Below are 26,342 nucleotides of genomic sequence, written 5' to 3'. Positions count from 1 at the left end.
GGTGGGTGACCGGAAGGCGGCTCAGGGCTTGTAGCAGCGGGCCATGTCTTCCGGGTTGCCCATCGCCTCGCACTGGAAGCCGTTGGAGAATTTGAAGCGCAGCGGGCCGGTCTTGCGGACGCTGACCACCGGCTTCTTGCCCGAATCCTGGAACTCGACCCAGGCGGAGCTGTCGAAGCGGGTCTGCAACCCATTGCTCAGGAACACCCGGCCCTGGCGGTCCTTCAGAACCTGGACCCCGGTGTTGAAGAGCAGATTCGGCCCATCCTCCTTCGCCGACAGGCCGTTGGTGCAGTTCACCCCGTCCGGCTTGACCGCGACGCATTCGTATGGGCGCGGCTGGCCGGCGGTGAGGACCATGGCGTAGACGGCGATTTCCAGGACATTCATCGGCATGGCGGCACCGGTGGCGTTGTCGGCGATATGGCGAAGGGCTGGGCGGTTCCCCGGCTGATTCCGCGGCTTCAGAGTCCATGGCTTGGCAACCGCGATCCCGAGCCGGTCCCTTCCGTAGTACGGACCATCTGGTTACGAAAGAGATAATGTCGCGCTTGCGGTCGAATCTTGCGTAGCGGTCGAGAAACTCCCGTCCAGGCCGCGACCTGACCGCTGCGGCGGCAGGGGAATCGCATTTGGAAAAATCGAGTAGCGTGTGTGAGAGAAAAGGATTCTGTAAGGGGCTTTATCGCCGATTTTGGAGCCCCCGATGCAATCGTGGTTTGAGAAAGCGTTCGATGCGTTGCCGGACCCACGCACGGGCAACGCCAAGCGGCACGACCTGCTGGAGATCCTGACGATCGCGCTGACGGCAACGGTGTGCGGGGCGGAGAGCTGTGCCGACTTTGCCGACTTCGCGGTGGATCGCGAGGGGCTGTTTCGGTCGTTTTTGCGTCTGGAGAACGGGGTGCCGAGTCACGACACCTTCTCGCGCATCTTCCGGCTGCTGGACCCGGTGGCCTTTGCCGCCTGCTTTGGCCGTTTCCTGGAGGGGCTGGGAACGGCCGGGGCTGGGGTGATCGCCATCGACGGCAAGACGTTACGCCGCTCCTTCGATGACGCGGCCCGGTCCAACCCGCTGGCGGTGGTGACGGCCTTCGCCTCGGCGACGCGGCTGGTGGTGGGCCAGCACAGCTACCGGGTGGCCGAGGGCGACAGCGAGATCCTGGCCGCCCGTGCCCTGCTGGAGTGCCTGGATCTCCAGGGCCATCTGGTCACCGCCGACGCCATCCATTGTCAGGAGGAGACCGCCCGCCTCATCCGGAAGCGCGGCGGCGACTACCTGCTGCGGCTGAAGGGCAACCATCCCGCCCTGCTCGCCATGGTCGAGGAGTACTTCACCGACCCGGAACTGTGCGCCGGGCTGGCGAGTGCCACGACCACCGACGCCGATCACGGCCGGATCGAGACCCGGCGGGCCTGGGTGTGTCACGAATTGGATTGGCTGCGCGGTCCCAAAGCGGCCAGCAGCGAACCGGTCCTGCTGCCCGACATGGCCTTTCTGGGCTTGATCGAGGCTACCGTCGAGCATCGCGGCAAGACCACCGTGACCCGGCACTACCACATCGCCTCGCGCGCGCTCAGCGCGGCCGACTATCTGGAGGCCGCCCGCGCCCATTGGTCGATCGAGAACGGGTTGCACTGGATGCTCGACGTCGTCTTCGACGAGGATCGCGCCCGCAACCGCAAGGATCACGGGCCGGAAAACCTCGCCACCCTCCGCAAGCTCGCGCTCAACATCCTGAACCGCGCCCGTCGCGATATCTCCGTCCGCCGAAAGCGAAAGCGCTCAGGATGGTCCGACGAGTTCGCAAGATCCATCCTCGGCCAAATGCGATGACCCTGGCTGCGGCGGCCCGACGCCTGGACTTGCGCGTTGCGGACCGGTAGAAGCGGTTGCATCGGCCGTTGCATCGGCCATTCGCTTCAGCCGGAGGGGGGCGGGCGCAATCCCATGACGTTCCAACAGCGTTTGATCCTGCTGGTCACCGGTCTGGTGCTGCTGGCGGTTGCGGCGGTGACCACGGCGATGGCCTGGACGACGCGCGCCGCCCTGACCGAGCGGATCGAGGTGGAGGCGCGGCTGGCCGCCGGCCTGCTCGCCCGCGGCGCCGCCCAGTCCCGCGACATCCCGCAGGAGGTGGATGCCCTGCTGTCGGAACGGCTGCTGTCGGAGGCGACGCTGACCGCCCATCTGGTGGCGCTGGCGGAAACGGCGAAGCTGGCGCCGCGGGCGATCAACGACCGGCTGAAGCAGATCGCCGAGGCCGGCGGCCCGGACGAGATGTGGGTCACCGACAATCGTGGCCGCGCCTATCTGCACAATCTACCCGGTCCCGACCCGCTGTTCGGCCAGGATGCCAAGGCTGGGCCGCGTCATGGCGCCTATACCGGCCTGCTGAACCGCTCACCCTCCTCGCAGGTCTCGGAGCCGGCGGTGGAGAACGGCAAGCTGATGAAATTCGCCGGTGTGGCCGGTGTCGACAAGCCGCGCATCGTCCAGGTCGGCGCCGAGGTGCGGCGGCTGGGCGACATCCTGCGCAGGTCGGGGACCGATGGCCTGATCGACGGGCTGCTCGCCACCCGCGCGGTGGAGGCGGCCTGGCTGCTCGACCGTGATGGGCGGGTGCTGGCCCGCGGCGCGGTAATGGCCGATGGCGCCGGCAACCCATTGTCCGAGGCGGATACCGCCGCGGCCAAGGCGGCCGCGCCCGGCGGCGAGGTGACGCTGCGCGTGTCGGGGTCCGGCATGATCGCGCTGGCGCCGATCAAATATGCCGGCCCCGCCGTGGCAACCGGTCCCGCCGCCGGCGTTCCGGCGGTCGCGGTGGTGCGGGTGCCCTATACCGAGCCGGGGGCGATGCTGGGCCGCCAGCTGAAGATCGGCGGGCTGGTCGGCATCTTCGTGCTGGCGCTCGGCGTCTATGCCTGCCTGCGCTTCGCCCGCGACCAGATGGCGCCGGTGGAACGGCTGAGCGAGGCGGTCAAGGCGGTGGAGGCCGGTCGCTTCAATCCGCTCTCCCTGAACGAGGCGGCCGACCGCGACGACGAGTTCGGCCGGCTCTCCCGCGTTTTCCGCCGGATGGCGATGGAGGCGACGGCGCGTGAGGAGACCCTCGACGCCCAGCTGGTCATGCGCGGGGCGGAGCTGGAGACCAAGAGCGAGAAGCTGGCCGCCGCCGAGCAACTGATCGAGGAGGAGCAGCGCGCCGCCCGCGACGTGCAGTCCAACCTGCTGCCCCGCCAGCTTCCGGTGGGGCGCGACAGCCAGTTCTACGGCACGCTGGTGCCGGGCCATGCGGTCAGCGGCGACTTCTATGACGTGGTCGAGCTGGACGAGCGCCACAGCCTGCTGGTGGTCGCCGGCGTGTCCGGCGGCGGCGTGCCGGCGGCCTTCCTGATGCTGATGGTGCGTGGCGCCATCCGAGAGTCCGCCCGTTCCGGCATCGGTCCGGCGGCGATCCTGACCCAGGCCAACGAGCGGCTATGTGGCGAGAGCCCGTTCAACGGCTTCGCCTCCGCCTTCGTCGCGGTCTATGACCGGGTCACCGGGGCGCTGGTCCATGCCGCCGCCGGCCATCGCGGCGCCTGCCGCATCGCCGTGGATGGCGCGGTGGAGTTCCTGTCCGATGCCGGCGGTCCGGCCCTGGGCGTGCGCCGTGGCGCCCCCTATGCCGAGGCGACGACGGTGCTGGCCCAGGACGAGGCGCTGTTCCTGTGCACCGACGGCGTGCTGCGCTCCATCGACGGTCAGCACGAACCCTTTGGCGAGGCGCGGCTCGCCGCCGCCCTGGCCCATGGCCGTGCCCTGTCGGCCCGCGACCGCACCGAACTGGTCCTGCGCACGGTCCAGGCCCATGCCGGCACCGATGGCGCCGTCGCCGGCGATCTGGTGTGCCTGGTGATGCGCCGGCTGCTGCCGGTGGCGGAGACGGCGGAAGCGGTTTGAAGCGGCTTTCACCGGGATCGTCTCGACGTTTTCCTTCGGAGAGGGTTTCTTCGCGGTTGCGAAAGCCCTATCCTGGCGCCGCCAGATCCTGAAGGGAGCGCGCGAGCATGGACCGCAAGCCGGACGAGACGACGCTGACCGCCCATCTGCCGAACCTGGAAATCCAGATCCGCCACCGTGAGGCGGGGGAAGATGGGGCGGAGGTGATCGCGATCCAGCTTCGCGCCACCCCGTCCTTCGGCGCCGTCGCGAATCTGCTCGCCCCCACCTTAATGAACCCGCTGCTGCTCGCCGGCCCCGGTTTCGCGGGGCTCGGAAAGCCGAACGCCAACCCGATGGCATCCGCCACCGGGCTGGTCGAGATGTGGATGGCGCCGATGCGGCTCTGGGGCGAGCTGGTCCAGCAGGCCTGGGCGCCCTGGCTCCAGATGGGCCGGCGCCGTTAGGTCTGCCCAATCAAATCAGGGCCATTTCACCTCGGGCGGCAGGCTCATCAGAATGGCTTCGGTGTTGCCGCCGGTCTTCAGGCCGAAGGTGGTGCCGCGGTCATAGAGCAGGTTGAACTCGACATAGCGGCCGCGACGAATCAGTTGGTGCTCGCGCTGTTCGGCGGTCCAGGGCCGGTTCATGTGGCGGCGGACCAGGGTGACATAGCTGTCGAGGAAGCTGGCGCCGACATCGCGGGTGAAGGCGAAATCGGCCTCCCAATCCCCCGAAGCGAGCTGGTCGTAGAAGATGCCGCCGACGCCGCGCGCCTCGCCCCGGTGGGGCAGGTGGAAATAGCGGTCGCACCACTCCTTGTAGCGCGGGTAATAGTCCGGGTCATGGCGGTCGCAGGCGGCGCGCAGGCCGGCATGGAAGTCGGCCGTGTCGCGGTCGTCCGCGACCATCGGCGTCAGGTCGGCGCCGCCGCCGAACCAGCCCTTGGTCGTCACGATGTGGCGCGTGTTCATGTGGGTCGCCGGAACCAGCGGCGAGCGCATATGCGCCACCAGACTGATGCCCGACGCCCAGAATTCGCCGGTTTCCGCCGCACCGGGGATGGTGGCGCGGAATTCCGGGCTGAAGGTGCCGTGGACGGTCGAGATGTTGACCCCGACCTTCTCGAACACCCGGCCCTTCATGACCGACATGGTGCCGCCGCCGCCTTCGCCGCCCTCATGGTCGGGGCGGGTCCAGCTCTTGCGCTCGAACCGGCCGGGGGGGAGGTCGGCATGGGTGCCGGTCAGCTCCTCCTCCAGCGCCTCGAAGGCGGTGCAGATGCGGTCGCGCAGCTCCTTGAACCAGGCGGCGGCGCGGGCCTTGCGGTCTTCGATCACACTGGCTTCGACGGTCATGGCGTATCCGGCTGTGCGGGAGCGGTGGCTGCGGCGGTTTGCCGATGGTTGAACGCGGCGGTCTGCCGCAGGGCCTCACCCAACACCATCGCCGCGCTGACCGCAACGTTCAAGGAGCGGGCGGGCGGCATCATCGGGATGAGCAGCCGGGCGTCGGCGGCGTCATGCACCTCGTCCGGCACCCCGGCGCTCTCCCGCCCGACCAGGATGCGGTCGCCGGGGGCGAAGCGGAAGTCGGTGTAGGGGATCGCCGCCCGCGTGGTGAGCAGCACCAGCCGCCCGTCGCGCGGCGTTGCGCAGTAAGCGGCCCAGGAGCTGTGGCGGGTCCAGTCGAGATGGTCGATATAATCCATGCCCGCGCGCCGGAGTCGGCGGTCGTCGAGCAGGAACCCGCAAGGTTCGATCAGGTCGAGAGCGACGCCCAACCCCGCCGCGAGTCGCATCAGGGTGCCGGTGTTCTGCGGAATATCGGGTTCGAACAGGACGAGACGCAAAGCGGGACTTGCCTCAAAGTGTTTGTTTTGCATACAAATAGTCAGCCCCGGCACACGCGACAAATTGTCCCCCGGCCAAGGACTGTTCAAGATGTCGACGCGACGGTATACCGCAGGCCTGACGCTGGAGATACCCTCTCCGGACGGATGCGGCGTGCCTGAGGGTTTTCCTTCCGGCGGGCAGGTTCGCCGTGTCATGCATTGATTATGGTCCATCGGTCGTCCGGCGCGGGCAAAGGGCGTCGGGCATGCCTTGAGGAGAAACAGGCTTATGGCTCAGACCACGCATCCGCCCGGGACGGGTGGCCACGCGGCCTCCGGCGGCGAGGGGGGTTCCCGCCGCGATTTTCTGTATCTTGCCACCGGTGCGGTCGGCGTTGTCGGGGCGGCCTCGGCGGCATGGCCCTTCATCGACAGCCTGAACCCGGCGGCCGACACCCTGGCGCTCGCCTCCATCGACGTCGATCTGGCCCCCGTGGCCGTCGGCCAGGCCATCACGGTCACCTGGCGCGGAAAGCCTGTCTTTGTCCGCCACCGCACCGCCGAGGAGATCGAATCCGCCAAGACGGTCAATCTGGGCGACCTGCGCGATCCGGTCGCCGACGATGCCCGCGTCAAGAAGCCGGAATGGCTGATCGTGATCGGCATCTGCACGCATCTGGGCTGCGTGCCGCTTGGGCAGAAGGTCACCGATCCGCGCGGCGACTATGGCGGGTGGTTCTGCCCCTGCCACGGCTCGCACTACGACACCGCTGGGCGCATCCGCAAGGGCCCGGCCCCCGCCAACCTGGTCCTGCCGACGTATGCCTTCACCGGCGATGCGAAGATCCGGCTCGGTTAAGCGGCCCAACGGTTCTGGAGACCCCGAGATGGCTCAGGTTCAAGCCACCAAATTCAAGAATCCGGTCGTGAACTGGATCGACAGCCGCCTGCCGATCTTCACGATGCTGGATCACGAGTACAATCACTATCCGATGCCGCGGAACGTCAACTATCTGTGGGCGTTCGGCGCGATCGCCGGCATCATGCTGGTGATCATGATCGCCACCGGCCTGTTCCTGGCGATGCAATATTCGTCGCACACCTCGCTGGCCTTCGATTCGGTCGAGCGCATCATGCGCGACGTGAATTACGGCTGGCTGATCCGCTACGTGCACGCCAACGGCGCGTCGATGTTCTTCATCGCCGTCTACATCCACATGTTCCGCGCGCTCTATTACGGCTCCTACAAGGCCCCGCGCGAGATCCTGTGGATCCTCGGCGTCATCATCTTCCTCGTCATGATGGGCACCGCCTTCATGGGCTATGTGCTGCCCTGGGGCCAGATGAGCTTCTGGGGCGCCACCGTCATCACCAACCTGTTCTCGGCCTTCCCGATCGTCGGCGACCCCATCGTCACCCTGCTGTGGGGCGGCTTCTCGGTCGACAACCCGACGCTGAACCGTTTCTTCGCCCTGCATTTCCTGCTGCCCTTCGTCCTGCTGGGGCTGGTGGTCCTGCACACGGCGGCGCTGCATGTCTGCGGGTCGAACAATCCGCTGGGCATCGACGCCAAGGGCCCGCAGGACACCGTTCCGTTCAACCCCTACGTCACGGTCAAGGACGGCTTCGCCGTGGTGATCTTCCTGATCATCTACGCGGCGTTCGTGTTCTTCATGCCGAACTACATGGGTCATCCGGACAACTACATCCCGGCCAACCCGCTGGTGACCCCGGCGCACATCGTGCCGGAATGGTACTTCCTGCCCTTCTACGCCATGCTGCGCGCGATCCCGGACAAGCTGGGTGGCGTGCTGGCGATGTTCGGCTCGATCGCGCTGCTGGCCTTCCTGCCCTGGCTCGACCGCTCCAAGGTCCGCAGCTGCAAGTTCCGTCCGGTCTACCGCCAGTTCTTCTGGATCCTGGCGATCGACGCCCTGATCCTGGGCTATGCCGGTTCCCAGCCGGCCGAGGGGTCCTGGCTGCTGATCGCGCGCGTCGGCACCTTCTACTACTTCTTCCATTTCCTGATCCTGCTGCCGCTGCTGGGCAAGCTGGAGCGTCCGTTGCCGCTTCCCAACAGCATCTCCGAGTCCGTTCTGAAGGGCGGGGGCGGCATCGCCGCCGGCGCCCATGCCAAGCCGATGGAGAAGGCCTGATGCGCGCGTTGAAGACCGCAATCCTCTCGGCGGCGCTGGCTCTCGGCATCGCCGGGGCCGCGCAGGCCTCCGAAGGCGTGCATATCCCCAAGCAGAACTGGCCGCATTCCGGCATCTTCGGCACCATCGACAAGGCGGCGGCGCAGCGCGGCTTCCAGATCTACAAGGAAGTCTGCTCGGCCTGCCATTCCATGCGTCTGGTGCCGATCCGCACGCTGGCCGGCATCGGCTTCAAGGAAGACGAGCTGAAGGGCATCGCCGCCGGTTACGAGATGACGGCCGGTCCGAACGACGCCGGCGAGATGTTCAAGCGTCCGGGCCTTCCGGCCGACCGCTTCCCGTCGCCGTTCGCCAACGATCAGGCGGCCCGCGCGTCGAACAACGGCGCCCTGCCGCCCGACCTGTCGTTGATGGCGAAGGCCCGCGTCGGCGGCGAGGATTACATCTACGCCTTCCTCACCGGGTTCGAGGAGCCGCCGGCCGACGTCAAGCTGATGGACGGCATGAACTACAACAAGGTGTTCCCCGGCCATCAGGTCGGCATGCCGAACATCCTGCAACCCGACGGCGTCACCTTCGCCGACGGCACCAAGGCGACGGTGGAGCAGCAGGCGCACGATGTGGCGACCTTCCTGACCTTCGTCGCGGAACCGCATCTGGACGCCCGCAAGCAGATGGGCGTCAAGGTCATCCTGTTCCTGCTGGTGCTGGCCGGCCTGATGTACGCCACCAAGCGCAAGCTGTGGAGCACGCTGCACTGAGCCCGACGGTTCGGTGAGGCGATTCGGACTGGACAGGGCGCCCCTTCGGGCGCCCTGTTTTGTTTGGGGAAAATATGTCGTCCGGGCGGCTGGCAGGGGACGGAGAAGACGGATGGTGGACAGTCTGATCGACGAGATCGTCGATTTCTGGTTCGACGAGGCGATGAAACCCTATTGGTTCCGCAAATCGGCCAGCTTCGACCGGGCGGTCGCCGACACGCTGGGCCCGCATCACGCGGCGGCGGCCCGCGGTGATTACGATCATTGGATCGACGATGTCGACGGCTGCATCGCGCTGTGCGTCCTGCTCGATCAGGTGCCGCGCAACATCTTCCGTGACGATCCGCGCGCCTTCGCCACCGACGACAAGGCGAGGTGCGTGAGCGACCATGCCGTCGCCAATGGCTTCGACCTGGAATGCACCACCGACGAGCGGATCTTCCTCTACCTGCCCTATGAGCATCATGAGGATCTGGCGAGTCAGGACCGCTCCGTCGCGCTGTTCACCGAGCGGGTTGGCGACGAGACCACGGTGCTTTATGCCCTGCGCCACCGCGAGATCATCGAACGCTTCGGCCGCTTTCCCCACCGCAACGCCATCCTCGGCCGCCCCGGCACGCCGGAGGAGGAGGCGTTCCTGACGGAGCCGGACGCGTCCTTCTGAGCGTCCGGTCCCATCATGCGGTCTCTTTTCGGATGCCCCGCCGGCCGGAGCGGAAACCGCGGCCGGCGGGGCGGGGTGCTTACCAGCTGGCCTTCAGGCCGACCGTGACCGCATGGTCGGTCTGGTGGCGGCGAAGGGTGGCGTCGTAATTGGTGAACAGGCGGAGATCGTCGCCGAGCACACCGGCGAGGCCGACGCCGAGAACGGCGGCGTCGCGGCCGACATGGCTGCCGGCGATGGTGAAGGGCTGTCCGACCACCGCCATGGTGGTTTCGGCGTTGCGGTCGGCGAACTCGTGTTCCCAATGGACACGAGCCTCCGGCTCCAGCGCCAGTCCGTTCTCGGTCCTGACCTGACCGACCACCCGACCGCCCAGCGAGCTCCGCAGGCTGTTCACCCTGGTGTCGCCCACCGTCAGATTGAAGGCGCCGGCGCCGCGTTCGGTGAAACCGTCGACCCTCACATGGTGATAGGAGAGCCCGACATCCGGTTCCACGGCGAGGCCGCCGGCCGTGAAGCGCTTTCCGGCGCGCATGGCGGCGCCGAAAGTACCGCCATGGGTATCGCCGCTGGCGGTCGCCGCCAGTCCGCCGACGGCGATGTCGCGGCGGGTGTCGTAGCGGCTGAGGGTGTAGCCGAGGCTGCCGTCGACGAAGAACGCGCCCGGAGTCCAGGTGCCGTAGGCGGCGAGCTGGTAGTTGTCGCCATCGGTCCGGCCGGAACCGTCGCTGCCCCTGGTGCGGCTGCGGGCGTAGCCGAAGCCGGCGCCGACGACGACCTCGTCCGATACCGCCAGGTCGACGCCGGCGACGCCGCCGCCGATGGTGGCGCGGTTGCCCGGCGCGTTGCCATCGCCGGAGTTGCGCGAGAAGACGCCGAGGCCGCGTACCCAGGGGCTGATGCCGCGCGCTCCGCCATTGCCGGATGCCGCCGCCTTGGAGACCTCGATGCCGCCGCCGTCGCTGCCGACATTGAGGCTGAACAGATCCCGCGACGCCGCCTCCGCGATGCCGCCGCGGCCATCATGGAGCTGGGTCATGCGGGCGCCGAGCGACTGGCCCATGCCACGGGCGACGGTCAGGCTGCTTGAAGCGGCGCCGAGAGTGCCGGCGCCGGAGAGCGTGGTCAGCCCCGTCCGCAGGGCGTCGCCGGTGCCCGCGGTGCCGAAGCCGGCGAGCAGGATGCTGGTTGCGCTGTCGGCGGAGACGCCGTTGCCGGTCGCCCCGCGGACGCGGTCGAGGGCGCTTGCCGCGGCTTGCTGGTTGGCGGTGAGCGGGGTGCCCGTGGCCTTGGCGTCGGCGTAGGACGTGGGGGCGACATAGAGAATGATGGCGTTCGGGTAATAGGCGACGCCGAAGCTGGTGTTGGGCAGCAGCATGGCGGTGGTCGCGGCGCTCGGGGCGAGGCCGGCGAAGCGGCCGGAAACCCCGTTGGCCGCCGCCGTGGTGACGATGACGTAGCTGCTGCCGATCGCCGGGTTGCGGTAGCCCGAGCTGTTCGCCAGCTCCGTTCCCATGATCGGGCGCAGCAGGCCGCCGGCGAGGAAGGTCGCGCTGCCGGTGCCGGTGATCTGGGCGTAATGGCCGGCCCCCGCGCCCGGCGTGGTGCCGTCGATGGCCATGGCCAGCGTGCCGGCATCCTCCACGCGGCTGGCGCCGCTGAAGCTCTCGGTGCCGGTCAGGGCCAGCGTGCCGCCGCTCACCTGGATGCCGCCGAAGCTGTTGCGGCCGGAGAGTGTCAGCGTACCGGTGCCGTTCTTGATCAGCCGGCCGGTGCCGGTGATGTCGTTGTTCCAGGAATCGGCCGCGTTGAAGCCGCCCTTGGCGGCATCCATGGTGACGGTGACGTCGCTGTTCAGCGCGGCGTAGCCGTCGGCCGCCGCGTAGAGGTCGAGGCGGGCCCAGCCGGAGCCGTCGTCAAGCGGATAGCCCGATGGCAGTTCCGTGGTGGCCAGCACCTCGCGGCGCTGATCCGCCGTCAGATATGGAAAGCGGGTGGAGAGCAGAACCTCCGCCCCTTGCGGAACCACCGGGGCGAGGGTGGTCGGTCCGACCGGCGACAGGCCGTAGGTCAGGCGATAGGTCCAGTCCGCCTTGTTCTGCGCCTTGTTGCTGAAGCGATCACCGGCTTCACCGTTGACGCAGGAGGACAAGGCGCCGAAAGCCAACGACCCGGCGCCGCAGGCGCTTTGCAGGGAGTTGCGGTAATTCGCCGTTGCCTGGTCGAACTGGGCCTTGTAATCGGCCGGAATGACGACGCCGCCGACCGTGGCGCCGACATAGCTGGGATTGTTGTTCAGCATCTGGGCCAGGTCATAGGTGGCCAGGATGCGGCCGGCGATCACATCGAGGGCGTAATGGACGCCCATGACGATGCGGGAATAGCCGTATTCGGAACCGCGGGTCAGGGATTCCTGGAAGCGCTCCGGAACCATCAGGGCGTTGACCAGCGAGAAGGTGTAGCCGCCGGTCGCGTGGCCGCTGGGGAACGACCCGGAATTCACGCCGTTGTAGGCGCTGCCCGGCAAACCGTAGGGCGCATTCGGAAAATCCGATCCCGTATAGAGCCTGATCTGTGGGGAAACCAAATAAGGCCGCGGATCGCCGGAAGTGCTGGTCGGATAACCGTTGACCGACCGGCTGTAGCCGTAGGCGTTCTTGAGAATGTTCTGATTTCCAAAGTAGTTCTTGTTATATTCGGAATCCGCCTGTGCCAGCGTCCATGCCTGGTTGATGGTGTCGAACAGCGTCTTGTCGGCCGGAGTGATGGCCGGAGAGACCTTGGTGTTCGACTGGGTCAGGCTTGACAGCAGCTTGCCGGCGCGCGGACCCAGCCCGTCGCTCAATTGTTGCGTGCCGGTGATATATTGGACGAAGGACGGCGAAAGGGACGGCCCGAGATTGAGGGCGTCGTTGTAAGCCTGAAGCCGCTGGGCGTCGGTGGCGGCGTTGTTGACCGCCACCGTCGCCGAAAGATTCTGTTGAAGTGTGGCGCTCGACAAGGAACTGAAGGGCGACAGCAGCGCGGAGGCGTTGGAGTTGGCGATGGTCTGTCCGAAGGCGGGCATGGAGAGGCCGGCCACGGCGATGGCGAGCAGCGATACGGATCCAAGTTGGATATGGCGCATGTGATCCCTCTATTATAGATTATAGAAAATCGATGCTTCCACCGTATTTCGAGCGTAGCGGCGGAGCCTCCGCCGCAGTTCGGTGGAGACGACGCCATCTGCGCAAAAGTTCGGTTCATCGGCTTGTATGGGTTGCCGGAAACCTGTTGCAGTTTGCCTACAGATCGCCGAATAATTTGTTCCGCTTCGAATTATTGTGCTTATTCGTCGCATTCCTGCACTTACACCCCCGCTCCTCGCGGGCATTCCGGTGTACGGGGGCGGTCGATGCCGTGCGTGGATTGGATTGGGTAAAATCGGACTCGATTTGCCGCATGAACCCGATCACCGGCCAATGGCTCGCGGCGTCTCGCATTTCATGGTGACAGCGGGATAGCGTGGAAGGGTGGCCGTACTCCGCCCGAGGCGCCCGCCGGCCCCATCCGGGCCGGCTGGTTCAGGCCGGCTCAGGCCGGCTGCGGCGCCAGCCAGCGTTCCAGGGCGCCCAGCAGGTCGGCACGGCGGACCGGCTTGGTCAGATAATCGTTCATCCCGGCGGCCAGGCAGCGGAGGCGATCTTCCGGCTGGGCGTTGGCGGTGACGGCGATGATCGGGATGCGGGCCCGCTCGTCGCCCAGCCGGCGTATGGTGGTGGTGGCCATCACCCCGTCCATGTCGGGCATGGCGACATCCATCAGCACCGCTTCGGGCGGCACCGGCGCCTGGGCGATGGCCTCCACCGCCTCCGCTCCGCCGGTGGCTGTCTCGACCGAGAAGCCGGCCTTGGCGAGCAGCCCGGCCACCACCATGCGGTTGGTGGCGCTGTCGTCGACCACCAGCAGCCGTCCGCCGCGCGAGCGTGCCCAGCTCGTCAGCCGTTCGGTATCGGTTGCGCGGGAGGGCAGCGCGGCCGGAATGTCCAGCACCGCCCGTGGCCGCCCGTCCATCGCGAACTCCATCGTGATCTGGGCGCCGAGCGCCGTCAGCAGGCGGCGGGCGAGTTCCCATCCGAAGCCGCCCTCGCCCCGGATATCGAAATGGCCGCTCAATTCGGTGCGCAGGGTGACCCGCTCCTCCCCCGCCGGCAGGGCGGACAGACGGACCGCCAGCCGGCCCGGCCCGGCGCTGGCGATGGCGCTGGCCACCAACGTGTTGCACAGGGCGCCGGCGGTCTCCGCGTCGCCGACCAGACGTGGCGGTGTTCCGGTCAGCACGCTCACCTCCAGTGCGACGCCCCGTCCCTGGGCCAGCGCCGCGGTCGATACCGACAGCATGCGGGCCAACGCCTCCGGGGCGAAATCCGTCCCCTGCTGGCTGGGAGCGCGATGCAGATTGTCACTGTCCATGGCCCGCCATTGGCAAAATGCGAAGCAGCTTGCAAAGACCGACGCCGGGAATGCCCGAAAGCACCGCTTCCGCCAGTCTTCCCCCGTTTATCAGCAAGAGGTGGGCCAACAGGACGCTCCGCAAGCTGTTCTCGTCAGCGCGGCTGCGCGTCCGGCGGGTTGAACAGGTAGGGGACGAAGCTGCGGTGGTGTTCGTCCACCCGCAATTCGCTGCCGATCGGGGGAAAGGCGCGCTGCTGACAATCGGTGCGTTCGCACAGGCGGCAATTGACGCCGATCGGAACGGCGGCCTTCATGTCGGCGATGTCGATGCCGGCGGCATAGACCAGTTCCGGCGCATGGCTCGCCTCGCAGCCCAGTCCGACGGCGAATTGCCGGGACGGCTTCAAATAGGCGCCGCCACGCTTGGTCACCGTGCGGGCGATGCTGATATAGGCGGTGCGGTCGGGCATCTGGGCGAACTGCACCAGGATCTTTCCGGGCTGGGCGAAGGCCTCATGCACGTTCCACAGCGGACAGGCGCCGCCGAAGCGCGCGAAATGGAAGCGGGTGGCCGAATGGCGCTTGGTGATGTTGCCGGCCATGTCGACCCGCACGAAATAAAAGGGCAGGCCGCGCGCCCCCGGCCGTTGCAGGGTGGAGAGACGGTGGCAGACCTGCTCGAAGCTGGCGGAGAAGCGGCTTTGCAGCTGTTCGATGTCGTGGCGCAGAACGCGGGCCTGGGCGGCGAAGGCACGGTAGGGCAGCATCAGCGCCCCGGCGAAATAGTTGGCCAGCCCGACCCGGCAGATCGACCGCGCATCCTCGCTGGAGAATTTGGCCTGATCGACCAAATCGTCGATCAGGTCGCCGAATTCCAGCAGGGCGATCTGGTTGCCCATGTGGAAGGCCCGGCTGGCGCTGGTCAGCAGGGCCGACAGCCGCAGCGTACCGGTCGTGGCGTCATAGCTGCGCATGGCGGTGTCGCCCGCCTCGTCGGCGACGATCTTCACCCGCACGTCGTGGCGGCGCTTCAAATAGGCGGCCAGCTCGTTCAGCAGCGATCCGGAATGGATCTGTTCGGCATCCCACAGCCGTTCCGCCGCCTCGTCCAGCGGGCCGATGTAATTGTTGCAGTAATGGAAATAGTCCCGCACCTCCTCGTAGGGGAATTGCGGCCCGGCGAAACTGTCGCCCTCCTGATTGCTGGGTTCACGGTTGGATAGGCTGTCGGCCAGCGACTGCACCCGCTCATGCAGCTTCTGATAGGCCTGATGCAGGCTGAGCACCCGGCGCGCCAGTTCCGGGCTCGCCCCCACCACGCTGCGCAACTCGCCGGAGGTCAGCGGCGCGCCGGCGAACAGCGGGTCGGCCAGGGCCTCGCGCAGGTCGGAGACCAGCCGGCTGTCCTCATCCTCCAGGAAGGCGGACAGCTCCAGCTCGAAGGTGGCGGCGATCCGCATCAGCACCGGCAGAGTCAGCGGGCGCTGGTTGTTCTCCAACTGGTTGAGATAGCTGGGGGAAAGCTCCAGCGTCTTGGCCAGCGACGCCTGGGTCAGGCCGCGCTGTTCGCGCAGGCGGCGCAGCTTGTAGCCAAGGAAGAGTTTCTTTTGCATGCGTATAAAATCCCGCCCGCCCCTCGGCCTTGGAAACCGGCCGTTCTTCGCAATCTTAGCAAGCGCAAAGCCGCATTTGCAAAGGGCTTCGCAACTTCGCACCTTTTTGCGAAGAGGTCGTTTGAAGCGCTGCGAAGTTTGTGAATAATTCGCGGCGTTCCGGTGAATGATCGCGTCGCTCGACACCGGAGCGGGGAGAGGCGGCGCGACGCCAAATAATGGGAACGCCCGATGCAAGACATTCTGGCCAAGTTGGAGTCCAAGCGCGCCGCGGCGCGGCTGGGCGGCGGTGAGAAGCGCATCGCCGGCCAGCACGCCAAAGGCAAGCTGACCGCGCGCGAGCGGATCGAGCTGTTCCTCGACGAGGGATCCTTCGAGGAGTTCGACATGTTCGTCGAACACCGCTGCATCGACTTCGGCATGGAAAGCCAGAAAATTCCGGGCGACGGCGTGGTCACCGGCCACGGCACCGTCAATGGCCGCCTCGTCTTCGTCTTCAGCCAGGATTTCACCGTCTTCGGCGGCGCGCTGTCGGAGGCGCATGCCGAGAAGATCTGCAAGATCATGGACCAGGCGCTGAAGGTCGGCGCCCCGGTCATCGGGCTGAATGACAGCGGCGGCGCCCGCATCCAGGAAGGCGTGGCGTCGCTCGGCGGCTATGCCGAGGTGTTCCAGCGCAATGTCGACGCGTCGGGCGTCATCCCGCAGATTTCCCTCATCATGGGGCCGTGCGCCGGCGGCGCGGTCTATTCCCCGGCGATGACCGACTTCATCTTCATGGTGAAGGACAGCTCCTACATGTTCGTCACCGGCCCCGACGTGGTGAAGACGGTGACCCACGAGGTGGTGACCGCGGAGGAGCTGGGCGGCGCCGTCACCCACTCCACCAAGTCGGGCGTGGCCGATCTGGCTTTCGAGAATGACGTGGAAGCGTTGCTGCAACTGCGCCGCTTCATCGATTTCCTGCCGTCGTCGAACCGGGAGAAGGCGCCGGTCCGCCCCTGCGCCGACCCGCTCGACCGCGAGGATTTCTCGCTCGACACGTTGGTGCCGGAGAATCCGAACAAGCCCTACGACATGAAGGAGCTGATCCTCAAGATCGTCGACGAGGGCGACTTCTTCGAGCTTCAGCCGGAATACGCCAAGAACATCCTCATCGGCTTCGCCCGCATGAACGGCTCGACGGTCGGCATCGTCGCCAACCAGCCGATGGTGCTCGCCGGCTGCCTTGACATCGACAGCTCCAAGAAGGCGGCGCGCTTCGTCCGCTTCTGCGACGCCTTCGAAATCCCGATCCTGACCCTGGTCGACGTCCCCGGCTTCATGCCTGGCACCAGCCAGGAATATGGCGGCATCATCAAGCATGGCGCCAAGCTGCTGTACGCGTACGCCGAGGCGACGGTGCCGAAGGTGACCGTTATCACCCGCAAGGCGTACGGCGGCGCGTACGACGTGATGTCGTCCAAGCATCTGCGCGGCGACGTCAATTATGCCTGGCCGTCGGCCGAAATCGCGGTGATGGGCGCCAAGGGTGCGGTGGAGATCATCTTCCGCGGCGACATCGGCGACGCCGAGAAGATCGAGGCGCGTACGGACGAGTACAAGCAGAAATTCGCCAATCCCTTCGTCGCCGCGTCGCGCGGTTACATCGACGACGTCATCATGCCGCACGGAACCCGCCGCCGCATCACGAAGGCGCTGTCCATGCTGAAGAACAAGCAGCTCCAGAACCCCTGGCGCAAGCACGACAACATTCCGCTGTGAGGGCCGGCAGCATGTTCGAGAAGATCCTCATCGCCAACCGTGGCGAGATCGCCTGCCGCGTCATCCGCACGGCACGCCGCATGGGCATCAAGACCGTCGCGGTCTATTCCGACGCCGACAGGAACGCGCTCCATGTCGAGATGGCCGACGAGGCCGTCCATATCGGCGCCGCCCCGTCGGCCCAGAGCTATCTGCTGATCGACCGCATCGTCGAGGCCTGCAAGAAGACCGGCGCCCAGGCCGTCCATCCCGGCTATGGCTTCCTGTCGGAAAAGCGCGAGTTCCAGGAGGCGCTGGCCGCCGCCGGCATCGCCTTCATCGGTCCCGATGCCCATGCCATCCAGGCGATGGGCGACAAGATCGAGTCCAAGAAGCTGGCCAAGGCGGCCGGCGTCTCCACCGTCCCCGGCTATCTCGGCGTCATCGCCAATGACGACGAGGCGGTGATGATCGCCCGCGACATCGGCTATCCGGTGATGATCAAGGCCTCGGCCGGTGGGGGCGGCAAGGGCATGCGTGTCGCCTGGAACGATGAGGAGGCGCGCGAGGGCTTCCGCTCGGCGACCAACGAGGCGCGCTCCAGCTTCGCCGACGACCGCGTCTTCGTCGAGAAATACATCCAGCAGCCGCGCCACATCGAAATCCAGCTGCTGGCCGACGGGCAGGGCACCTGCCTGTACCTGCACGAGCGCGAATGCTCGATCCAGCGCCGCCACCAGAAGGTGATCGAGGAGGCGCCGTCCCCCTTCCTCGACGCCGCCACCCGCAAGGCGATGGGCGAGCAGGCGGTGGCGCTGGCCAACGCGGTGCAGTACAAGTCGGCCGGCACGGTCGAGTTCATCGTCGATGCCGAGCGCAACTTCTACTTCCTGGAGATGAACACCCGTCTTCAGGTCGAACATCCGGTCACCGAGCTGATCACCGGCCTCGACCTCGTCGAGCTGATGATCCGCGTCGCCTATGGCGAGAAGCTGACGATCCGCCAGGAGGACGTGAAGCTGAACGGCTGGGCCGTCGAGGCGCGCGTCTATGCCGAGGACCCCTTCCGCAACTTCCTGCCCTCCACCGGCCGCCTGACCCATTATCGGCCGCCGGCCGCCGACCAGCAGGTTCGCGTCGACACCGGCGTGTATGAGGGCGGCGAGATCTCGATGTATTACGATCCGATGATCGCCAAGCTCTGCACCTGGGGGCAGACGCGCGACGCGGCGATCGCCGGGATGCGCGAGGCGCTGGACCAGTATTACATCCGCGGTGTCAGCCACAACATCCCGTTCCTGGCCTCGCTGATGGCGAACCAGCGTTTCGTCGACGGACGGCTGACCACCAACTTCATCGCCGAGGAATATCCCAACGGCTTCCACGCTTCCGATCTGCCGCCGGAGGATCCGGCCGTGCTGATCGCGGTGGCGGCGGTGATCCACCGCAGCCTGAACGACCGCGACATCCAGATCTCCGGCAAGCTGCCCGGCAGCAAGGCGGCGGTGCGCGACGACTGGGTGGTGGTGCTGGACGGCGCCCAGCATGGGGTGCATCTTCGCCCGGCGGATGCCGGCGCGCGGCGCATCGGCTATACCGTCGACATCGGCGGCAGGCACCATACGGTGCTGAGCGACTGGCGGATCGGCGAGCCGCTGTTCCACGGCACGGTGAACGGCCAGGCGGTTTGCGTCCAGATCGACCGCGTCGGCATCGGCTATCGTCTGCACCACGGCGGCGCCCAGGCCGTCGTCAAGGTGCTGACGCCGAAGGCGGCGGCGCTGGACGCGTTGATGCCGGTGAAGGCGCCGCCGGACATGTCGAAGTTCCTGCTGTCGCCGATGCCGGGCCTCCTGGTGTCGCTGGCGGTGGCGGAGGGCCAGGAGGTCAAGGCCGGCGAGGTGCTGGCCGTGGTCGAGGCGATGAAGATGGAGAACATTCTGCGAGCATCGCAGGACGGGACGGTCGCGAAAATCCACGCAGCCCCGGGCAGCAGCCTGGCGGTCGATCAGAAGATCGTGGAATTCGCGTAACCGTATAACAATAAGAAACGTAAACGAGAGGAAGCGTACCCCTGCCCCCCTTCCGGCCCTTCGAGCGCCGGAAGGGGGCGCATCGGGAGGAAGCGCACCGCCAGTTTCACCAGCGCGATTAAGAAGCCCCAGGAGGCGTCGATGACCGAGTTCCCGCAGAAGACCCTTGCCGATTGGGACAAGCTGGCCGCCAAGGATCTCGGCGCCGACGGAGATATTTCCAAGCTGGTCTGGAAGACCCCGGAGGGGCTGGACGTCAAGGCGCTCTACACCGCCGCCGACCTGGAAGGGATGGAGCTGGACACGCTGCCCGGCTTCCCGCCCTTCACCCGCGGCCCGCGCGCCACGATGTATGCGGTGAAGCCCTGGACCATCCGCCAATATGCCGGTTTCTCCACCGCCGAGGAATCGAACGCCTTCTACAAGGCCAACCTCAAGGCCGGCCAGATGGGGCTGTCGGTGGCCTTCGACCTCGCCACCCACCGCGGCTATGACAGCGATCATCCGCGCGTCGTCGGCGATGTCGGCAAGGCCGGCGTCGCCATCGACAGCGTCGAGGACATGAAGGTCCTGTTCCAGGACATCCCGCTCGACAAGATGTCGGTGTCGATGACCATGAACGGCGCCGTGCTGCCGATCCTCGCCGGCTACATCGTCGCGGCGGAGGAGCAGGGCGTTTCCCAGGACAAGCTGAGCGGGACCATCCAGAACGACATCCTCAAGGAGTTCATGGTCCGCAACACCTACATCTACCCGCCCGAACCCTCGATGCGGATCATCGCCGACATCATCGAGTACACCTCCCAACATATGCCGAAGTTCAATTCGATCTCGATCTCCGGCTATCACATGCAGGAGGCGGGGGCGACGGCGGTGCAGGAACTGGCCTTCACCATCGCCGACGGGCTTGAATATGTGCGGGCGGCGATGTCGAAGGGGTTGCCGGTCGACAAATTCGCGCCGCGCCTGTCCTTCTTCTTCTCCATCGGCATGAATTTCTTCATGGAGATCGCCAAGCTGCGCGCCGCGCGCCTGCTGTGGTCCTCCCTGATGCAGGAGAAGTTCCAGCCGAAGGATGCCCGCTCGCTGGCCCTGCGCACCCATTGCCAGACCTCGGGCGTCTCGCTGACCGAACAGGACCCCTACAACAACGTCATCCGCACCACCATCGAGGCGATGGCGGCGGTGCTGGGCGGCACCCAGTCGTTGCACACCAACGCCTTCGACGAGGCGCTGGGCCTGCCGACGAAATTCTCCGCCCGCATCGCCCGCAACACCCAGCTGATCATCGCCGAGGAAGCCGGCGTCACCAAGGTGGTCGATCCGCTCGGCGGCTCCTACTATATCGAGCATCTGACCCACAGCCTCGCCAACGCCGCGCTGGAGCTGATCGGCCGCGTCGAGGAGATGGGCGGCATGACCAAGGCGGTCGAGAGCGGCATGCCCAAGCTGCTGATCGAGGAAGCCGCCGCCCGCCGCCAGGCCGCCATCGACCGTGGCGAGGAGGTGATCGTCGGCGTCAACAAGTACCGTCCGGAAAACCCCGAGGGGGTGGACGTGCTGGACATCGACAATACCGCCGTCCGCGAGGCGCAGATCGCCCGGCTGAAGCAAATCCGCGCCAGCCGCGACGAGGCCAAATGCCAGGAGGCGCTGGCCGCATTGACCAGGGCCGCCGCCGAGAAGACCGGCAACCTGCTGGCCCTGTCGGTCGAGGCGACCCGCGCCCGCGCCACCGTCGGCGAGATCTCCGACGCGCTGGAGAAGGCCTTCACCCGCCATGTCGCCGTCATCCGCTCGGTGTCGGGCGTCTATGGCTCGGCCTATGAGGGCGACGAGGGCTTCAGGAGGATTCAGGAGGAGGTGGCCGCCTTCGCCGCCGAGGAGGGGCGTCGGCCGCGCATCCTGGTGGTGAAGATGGGCCAGGACGGCCACGACCGCGGCGCCAAGGTGATCGCCACCAGCTTCGCCGACATCGGCTTCGACGTCGACATCGGCCCGCTGTTCCAGACCCCGGACGAGGCGGCGCGGCAGGCGGTGGAGAACGACGTGCACGTCATCGGCGTGTCCTCGCAGGCCGCCGGCCACAAGACGCTGGTGCCGCAGTTGATCGAGGAGCTGCGCAAGCAGGGCGCCGGCGACATCCTGGTCGTCTGCGGCGGCGTGATCCCGCCGCAGGATTACGACTTCCTCCACAAGGCGGGGGCCGCCGCCATCTACGGGCCGGGCACCAACATTCCGAAGGCGGCGTCGGACATCCTGGGCATCCTGCGCAAGCAGAAGGCGGCGGCGTGATCGGGTTGGGGGAGGCATAAGGCCTTCCCCTTTCCCGCCCAGGGCAATCGCTTGACCGACGTTAGCCGCGCTGCCGGATGACGGTTTCGAGGTAGTCGGCGTTCCAGGACATTTTCTTACGCTTGACGGTCAGGCTCTGTTTGCCTGGGGCCTTTCGGATGAGGTTTATGGCCATGTGCCGGATGGCGGCCATGTTTTGAGGGCCGAAGCCGGACCGCAAGCGGGAGAGGTCGTCGTGGAAGACGACATCAAGCACCCAGTGCAGGCGGTTCTCGACATGCCAATGGCAGCGGACAGCGTGGGCCAGGAGACGGGCGTCGAGGCGTGCCGAGGAGAGAAAGTAACGCCGTTCTCGGCTGGGCTTACCCTCCCGCTCGACGTCGGCCTCGACCATGGCGATGCTGGTCAAGGCGGGGAAGCGGGGCTCGCCCGGGAAGCGGCGGTCGGTGGACAGCCAGTCGACGTCGTGGCTGACGACATGGTGGCGGACTTCGATCCGGCCATGGTCGCCGTCGGTGGTGGTGAACGTGTCGGATACGCCGTCGCGTGCCTCGCTGAAGTAGCGCTCGATTTCCCCGCACAGGATCGGCCAGTTGCCCTTCACCGCCAGCAGATAGTCGGCACCCTTGTCGAGAATGGCTTGGGCGATCTTGGTCTGGCACCCCATGGCATCGATGGTTACCAATGCTCCGGTCAGGGCCAAGCGCTCCAGCAGCAGTGGAATGGCGGTGATCTCGTTCGACTTCGCCTCGCAGGCTTGCTGGCCCAGCACCAGCCGCTGTCGGCTGGCCCAGGCGGAGACGAGATGCAGCGGGTTGCGCCCCTGAGCCCGAGCGTGAGCGCGCCGGGAGGTCTTGCCGTCAATGGCGACGATGTCCGGCTCGCCCTCGCGCAACCCGTCCACCCACGCCGTGAAGCAGGACGAAAACAGCTCGCCATCAAGCGCGTTCATCACGTCGTTGAGCGTGTCATGGCTGGCGATGCCTCGCCGGTAGGGCAGGAAACGACGCAGAAAGTCCAGGCGATCCTCGCCCCACTCCTCGATCTCGACAAAGTTCTCCGCCCCACCCAGGGTGGCACACAGCACCAGGAGCAGGATTTCCGGCAGCGGATATACGACCTTCCATGCCTGACGCGGATCCTCCAGCGCCGAGAAGTGATCCAACAGCGACTTGCCAGCCCCTTCCGCCATACCTGCCTCCCATCAATGGAGGCTCCTATGAATCATGCCCGCCCTTCAGAGGGAATCCACAACCGCGTTTAAACTCGATGCGTCAAGCGCCGCTTCAAGCGATTGCCCTGTTCCCGCCGCCCGATGCTGGACATGCTCGGGATACGGTCCTATTTTGTACCCCGTGACGCGATCTGAAGGGGCGGACCGATGGCGACTGAAGCAGTCAGACCCGATGGCGACCGCTTTTTAAGGCGAGCGGGCGAGCGTGAGCGGATTTGCCCAGGCGAGGCCGACAAGCAGCGCTGGATGGAGGAAAATCGCGAGGCGTTCAGGGCGTTCGACGAACATGTGCGGAAGAATGGCCTGTTTGGTGATGGTCGACGGCTCTTCTGATGCGTTTCCTGGATGTGTGCCTCAATCCCGCGGCGCGGGGCTCCCGTACCCATCCGGTCCCTTATGTGCTTGTCGTATAGGGTGATTTCGTTGACATCCATCTGTCGAAACTTGTCATTCCGCTAAGGCGGATACAGCAGGCTCCGACACGCATAAAAGACGTGATGCCTGTCGTTACCATCCTTGAAGAGCCGTTTGTCGTTATGACGCCTGAGATGGCGGCTGTATCGGTCGCTGACATTGGTCCCGTTGTGGTGTCATTGACGGAATCGCAGTCTCTGATCCGCCGTGCCATCGACGTCCTGACAGGCGACTTTTGACCATCACCGCCGAAACCGACCTCTACGCACCCGTAAAGGCCTTTCTGGAAGACCAGGGCTATGACGTGAAGGCGGAGATCCATGGGTGCGATCTCGTCGCCACGCGCGGGGCCGAGCCGCCGGTGATCGTCGAGCTGAAAAAGCGCTTCACGCTGGAGCTCGTGCTTCAGGGGGTGGATCGGCTGGCGCTCAGCGACAGCGTCTATCTCGCCGTGCCGCAGCCGGGACGCAAGGCGACCGGGGCGTCGCCGCTGGACGGCGATGTGAAGAAGCTCTGCCGCCGGCTGGGGCTTGGCCTGCTGATGGTCGATCCGGGGCTGGCCGAGGGGCGGCGGGTCACCGTGCTGCTCGATCCCATCCCCTATACCCCGCGCAAGGACAAAAAGCGCGCCGGCCGCCTGCTGGGCGAACATGCCCGCCGGGTCGGCGATCCCAACCGGGGCGGTTCCACCCGCGTCGCCATCGTCACCGCCTACCGCCAGGACGCGCTGCGCATCGCCCGCCTGCTGCGCGACGGGCCGCTCGGCGTCGCCGCCCTGCGCAAGGCGGGGGCGCCGAAGGATGTCGGGCCGATGCTGCTGCGCAACGTCTATGGCTGGTTCGAGCGGGTCGGGCGCGGTACTTACGCGCTGACCCCGGCGGGACGGCGAGGGCTGGCGGAATTCGCCGACGCGTTGGCCGAGGGATGACGGGCGTTGCGGTAGAGCTTATGATCGGCGGCGCGTCGAATGGGGGGCTTGCCGGTGCCGATGTCCAGCGTGGCCGAGTTTCCCCATCTGCGGACCGACCGCATGAGCCTTCGGGCGTTTCGGCCGGATGATGCGCGGGCTTTCCATGCTCTGATGCAAATTCCGGAGGTGACGCGGCTGTCCAATTGGCCGGACGCCCCGACCGTGACGGAGTGTGAGAACGACGTCGCCAGGATGTCCGAGGCCTTTTCCAAGGGGACGGGATGTTCCTGGGTGGTGGAGGATCGCGGCACGGGGTGCTTCATCGGCGCGATCCGCTATAATTATTTCATCCGGGACTGGTTCTGTGGCGGTATCGGCTATGAACTGCATCCAGACTGGTGGGGGCAGGGACGGATGACCGAGGCGCTGCGCACCGTCGTCGGCTGCGGCCATGACCTGTTCGGGCTCAACCGGATGGAGGCATGGACCCTGCCGGGCAACTTGGCCTCCGCCCGTGCGCTTGAGAAATGTGGGTTCCGTTTCGAAGGGGTTTTGCGCCAGCGGGCCTGGTTCAAGGGGCGTTTCCATGATTTCCACTGGTTCGGACGGGTCGCGGCCGATCCGTTCACTGAAACTCCGTAGGGTGGAATGATGTCGGACTACATCAGCAACCTCGTCGTCTTCTTCGTCGTGGTCGATCCGCCCGGACTGGTGCCGCTGTTCATCGCCCTGACGCGCGGCTTCGACGACCGCCACAAGCGGATCATCGCCTTGCGCGGCACCGCCATCGCCTTCGTGGTGCTGGTCTTCTTCGCCTATTTCGGCAAGGTCGTTCTGCAAACCCTGTCCATCGAGATGCCGGCCTTCCGCATCGCCGGCGGGGCGCTGCTGTTCTGGATCGCCTTCGAGATGCTGTTCGCCAAGCGCTCCGAACGCAAGGAGCGGGCGACCGGCGAGGCGATGACCGACGAGGACGCCCACGACATCGCCGTCTTCCCGCTGGCGGTGCCGCTGATCGCCGGACCGGGCGCCATCACCTCGATCCTGCTGCTGATGGACCGCGTCGGCGGCACTGCGGCGGGACAGGTCAGCGTGCTGGGTGCCGCGGCGACGGTGATCGGCGGGGTGGCCCTGATCCTGCTGGGAGCGGACCGGGTCGGGCGGCTGTTGGGCCGCACGGTGATCCACACGGTCAGCCGTGTGCTGGGCATCGTGCTGGCGGCGCTGGCGGCGCAGACGGTGATTTCCGGCATCACCGCCGTCTATCCGCCCCACTGACGACATCGTCCAAAGGGGGCGGCTTTTGTTTGGCCGCGAGTTCTGCCACCGCTTTACGGATCCTGGGCGATCCTGGGCGATCCTGGGCGATGCGGCCCCTTCGTCCGGACTCTTCGGCGGAATGGGGGCGGGCGCCTTCGGTTACCATTGAGCGGGCGGGGCGCCCCGGCCTAGAGTGTGATCCTTTCAGGCGGTGTCGCTTGAAGCGTGAATCGCACGGGAAGCCAAAAGCGTGGAGTCTGTCTGGAGCTTCAATAGGCACCAGACAGACTCTAAAAGGGGCTCTATCGCACGGGAGGGAGGACGCGGCCATGGACATCGACATCAGCTTCGCCGAGGCCATGCTGCGTCGCGGCGCCGGCCTGCTGGAGGCTGAGGCGGATGCGGCGGGCAGCGATCTGGCGGAAAACCATCCGCCGGAAAACGACCCCTTCGCCGTGCTGGCCCGGCTGCTGGCCGCTGCCGCGGCGACCGACGCGCCGCTGGTGGTGCTGAGCGAGGGAGGTGGCCATCCCGCCCTGTTCGACGAGGCCAACCGCCGGGCGGCGGAGCCGCCGGCCACCCGGCTCGCCGCTCTCGCCGCGACCCGCCAGGGCGAGCGCGCCGCGATGTATGAGTTCGACGGCAACGGCCCGCTGACCGGCAACCGCATCGTCGCCGCCCTGCTGCGGCCGGAGGAGCGCGCCGACCTGCTGCATGTCTACATCGCCGTCGGCCGGCTGCGCGGCGGCGAGGCGCAGATCACGGTTCCGCCGGCCCTGCTGCGCTTCGACGCCGCGGCACTCGGCCACACGCTGGGGCTGCTGGGCGATGCGGTGTCGCGCAGCGCCAACGCCGCCACCGCGGCGCTGGCCCATGCCGCCGCGATCCTGCCGATGGAGGGGCATGAGCAGGGCGGCATGCCGGCGGCCCTGCTGGATCTCTATTGGCATGCGCTGATCCTGGCTTCGGTGCGGGTGGATGGCGGACTGGCCGGGATGACACCGGAAGGAACGGCGTGAGGGGTGGCCGTCGTCCGCCGCCTCCTTTGCAAATCATTTGAAACTCT

At 66.7% G+C, this 26,342-nt stretch carries 23 protein-coding genes; 16 read left to right on the top strand and 7 right to left on the bottom strand.

The window, feature by feature from the left end:
* Positions 1-21: 21 nt before the first annotated feature.
* Positions 22-396 (bottom strand): hypothetical protein, encoded by a 375-nt coding sequence (locus AZL_RS27110; protein WP_012977594.1) that lies wholly within the window; start codon positions 394-396, stop codon positions 22-24.
* Positions 397-706: 310 nt separating this feature from the next.
* Here AZL_RS27110 and AZL_RS27105 point away from each other — a divergent pair, with 310 nt between their 5' ends.
* The 3 genes from AZL_RS27105 to AZL_RS27095 all read left to right on the top strand — a co-directional run bounded on the left by AZL_RS27105 (position 707) and on the right by AZL_RS27095 (position 4,392).
* Positions 707-1,837 (top strand): ISAs1-like element ISAzs11 family transposase, encoded by a 1,131-nt coding sequence (locus AZL_RS27105; protein ID WP_012973990.1) that lies wholly within the window; start codon positions 707-709, stop codon positions 1,835-1,837.
* A gap of 114 nt (positions 1,838-1,951) precedes the next feature.
* Positions 1,952-3,946 carry a PP2C family protein-serine/threonine phosphatase gene (locus AZL_RS27100; RefSeq protein ID WP_012977593.1) on the top strand — a complete coding sequence of 665 codons (1,995 nt, stop codon included), beginning with the start codon at positions 1,952-1,954 and terminating at the stop codon, positions 3,944-3,946.
* Between the two features lie 107 nt (positions 3,947-4,053).
* Complete coding sequence (locus AZL_RS27095) at positions 4,054-4,392, top strand: hypothetical protein (RefSeq protein ID WP_042445746.1); 339 nt, start codon at positions 4,054-4,056, stop codon at positions 4,390-4,392.
* Between the two features lie 15 nt (positions 4,393-4,407).
* Here AZL_RS27095 and hemF read toward each other — a convergent pair whose 3' ends face one another.
* Positions 4,408-5,283 carry an oxygen-dependent coproporphyrinogen oxidase gene (hemF, locus tag AZL_RS27090; RefSeq protein WP_012977592.1) on the bottom strand — a complete coding sequence of 292 codons (876 nt, stop codon included), beginning with the start codon at positions 5,281-5,283 and terminating at the stop codon, positions 4,408-4,410.
* The gene (locus AZL_RS27085) at positions 5,280-5,777 is read right to left on the bottom strand and encodes a tRNA (cytidine(34)-2'-O)-methyltransferase (protein WP_012977591.1); all 498 of its coding nucleotides are present in this window, start codon (positions 5,775-5,777) and stop codon (positions 5,280-5,282) included. The genes hemF and AZL_RS27085 overlap by 4 nt, the downstream gene beginning before the upstream one ends.
* A gap of 271 nt (positions 5,778-6,048) precedes the next feature.
* On the opposite strand from AZL_RS27085, the gene petA reads away from it, so the two are divergent.
* The 4 genes from petA to AZL_RS27065 all read left to right on the top strand — a co-directional run bounded on the left by petA (position 6,049) and on the right by AZL_RS27065 (position 9,340).
* Positions 6,049-6,618: a ubiquinol-cytochrome c reductase iron-sulfur subunit gene (petA, locus tag AZL_RS27080; RefSeq protein WP_012977590.1), complete on the top strand. Its 570-nt coding sequence runs from the start codon at positions 6,049-6,051 to the stop codon at positions 6,616-6,618.
* Between the two features lie 28 nt (positions 6,619-6,646).
* The gene (locus AZL_RS27075; protein ID WP_012977589.1) at positions 6,647-7,915 is read left to right on the top strand and encodes a cytochrome b; all 1,269 of its coding nucleotides are present in this window, start codon (positions 6,647-6,649) and stop codon (positions 7,913-7,915) included.
* Positions 7,915-8,676 carry a cytochrome c1 gene (locus AZL_RS27070; RefSeq protein ID WP_012977588.1) on the top strand — a complete coding sequence of 254 codons (762 nt, stop codon included), beginning with the start codon at positions 7,915-7,917 and terminating at the stop codon, positions 8,674-8,676. The genes AZL_RS27075 and AZL_RS27070 overlap by 1 nt, the downstream gene beginning before the upstream one ends.
* Before the next feature lie 112 nt (positions 8,677-8,788).
* Positions 8,789-9,340, top strand: a complete 552-nt coding sequence (locus AZL_RS27065; RefSeq protein WP_012977587.1) for a DUF924 family protein — start codon at positions 8,789-8,791, stop codon at positions 9,338-9,340.
* Positions 9,341-9,419: 79 nt separating this feature from the next.
* Here AZL_RS27065 and AZL_RS33655 read toward each other — a convergent pair whose 3' ends face one another.
* The 3 genes from AZL_RS33655 to AZL_RS27050 form a co-directional block, all read right to left on the bottom strand.
* Positions 9,420-12,467: an autotransporter domain-containing protein gene (locus tag AZL_RS33655; RefSeq protein WP_012977586.1), complete on the bottom strand. Its 3,048-nt coding sequence runs from the start codon at positions 12,465-12,467 to the stop codon at positions 9,420-9,422.
* 446 nt (positions 12,468-12,913) lie between these two features.
* The gene (locus tag AZL_RS27055; RefSeq protein ID WP_012977585.1) at positions 12,914-13,792 is read right to left on the bottom strand and encodes a response regulator; all 879 of its coding nucleotides are present in this window, start codon (positions 13,790-13,792) and stop codon (positions 12,914-12,916) included.
* Positions 13,793-13,926: 134 nt separating this feature from the next.
* Positions 13,927-15,387, bottom strand: a complete 1,461-nt coding sequence (locus AZL_RS27050) for a helix-turn-helix domain-containing protein (protein ID WP_012977584.1) — start codon at positions 15,385-15,387, stop codon at positions 13,927-13,929.
* A 231-nt stretch (positions 15,388-15,618) separates the two neighbouring features.
* Between AZL_RS27050 and AZL_RS27045 the strand changes: the two genes are divergently transcribed.
* The 3 genes from AZL_RS27045 to scpA all read left to right on the top strand — a co-directional run bounded on the left by AZL_RS27045 (position 15,619) and on the right by scpA (position 21,458).
* On the top strand, positions 15,619-17,151 hold the full coding sequence (locus AZL_RS27045) for an acyl-CoA carboxylase subunit beta (protein WP_012977583.1): 1,533 nt from the start codon (positions 15,619-15,621) through the stop codon (positions 17,149-17,151).
* 11 nt (positions 17,152-17,162) lie between these two features.
* Positions 17,163-19,163 (top strand): acetyl-CoA carboxylase biotin carboxylase subunit, encoded by a 2,001-nt coding sequence (locus AZL_RS27040; RefSeq protein WP_012977582.1) that lies wholly within the window; start codon positions 17,163-17,165, stop codon positions 19,161-19,163.
* A gap of 141 nt (positions 19,164-19,304) precedes the next feature.
* Positions 19,305-21,458, top strand: a complete 2,154-nt coding sequence (gene scpA / locus AZL_RS27035; protein WP_012977581.1) for a methylmalonyl-CoA mutase — start codon at positions 19,305-19,307, stop codon at positions 21,456-21,458.
* A gap of 61 nt (positions 21,459-21,519) precedes the next feature.
* On the opposite strand, the gene AZL_RS27030 is transcribed toward scpA, so the two are convergent.
* Entirely contained in the window at positions 21,520-22,650 is a 1,131-nt protein-coding gene (locus AZL_RS27030) for an ISAs1-like element ISAzs15 family transposase (RefSeq protein ID WP_012974918.1), read from the bottom strand.
* Between the two features lie 189 nt (positions 22,651-22,839).
* Between AZL_RS27030 and AZL_RS34860 the strand changes: the two genes are divergently transcribed.
* The 6 genes from AZL_RS34860 to AZL_RS27010 all read left to right on the top strand — a co-directional run bounded on the left by AZL_RS34860 (position 22,840) and on the right by AZL_RS27010 (position 26,295).
* Positions 22,840-23,025, top strand: a complete 186-nt coding sequence (locus AZL_RS34860) for a type II toxin-antitoxin system CcdA family antitoxin (protein ID WP_086935483.1) — start codon at positions 22,840-22,842, stop codon at positions 23,023-23,025.
* Between the two features lie 95 nt (positions 23,026-23,120).
* Positions 23,121-23,345, top strand: a complete 225-nt coding sequence (locus AZL_RS37720; protein ID WP_086935482.1) for a CcdB family protein — start codon at positions 23,121-23,123, stop codon at positions 23,343-23,345.
* A complete protein-coding gene (locus tag AZL_RS27025; protein ID WP_012977580.1) occupies positions 23,342-24,034 on the top strand; it encodes a DUF2161 domain-containing phosphodiesterase in 693 nt (230 codons plus the stop codon). The genes AZL_RS37720 and AZL_RS27025 overlap by 4 nt, the downstream gene beginning before the upstream one ends.
* Before the next feature lie 39 nt (positions 24,035-24,073).
* Positions 24,074-24,658, top strand: coding sequence for a GNAT family N-acetyltransferase (locus tag AZL_RS27020; protein ID WP_012977579.1), 585 nt, complete (start codon positions 24,074-24,076; stop codon positions 24,656-24,658).
* Between the two features lie 6 nt (positions 24,659-24,664).
* The gene (locus AZL_RS27015) at positions 24,665-25,294 is read left to right on the top strand and encodes a MarC family protein (protein WP_012977578.1); all 630 of its coding nucleotides are present in this window, start codon (positions 24,665-24,667) and stop codon (positions 25,292-25,294) included.
* Positions 25,295-25,605: 311 nt separating this feature from the next.
* Entirely contained in the window at positions 25,606-26,295 is a 690-nt protein-coding gene (locus tag AZL_RS27010; protein WP_042445742.1) for a hypothetical protein, read from the top strand.
* Positions 26,296-26,342: the final 47 nt, after the last annotated feature.

Origin of the sequence: Azospirillum sp. B510 (assembly GCF_000010725.1) — a bacterium.
GTDB classification, from domain to species: domain Bacteria; phylum Pseudomonadota; class Alphaproteobacteria; order Azospirillales; family Azospirillaceae; genus Azospirillum; species Azospirillum lipoferum_B.
Note: the sequence above shows the minus strand (reverse complement) of the source record. Positions and strands in the feature narration are given on the sequence as shown.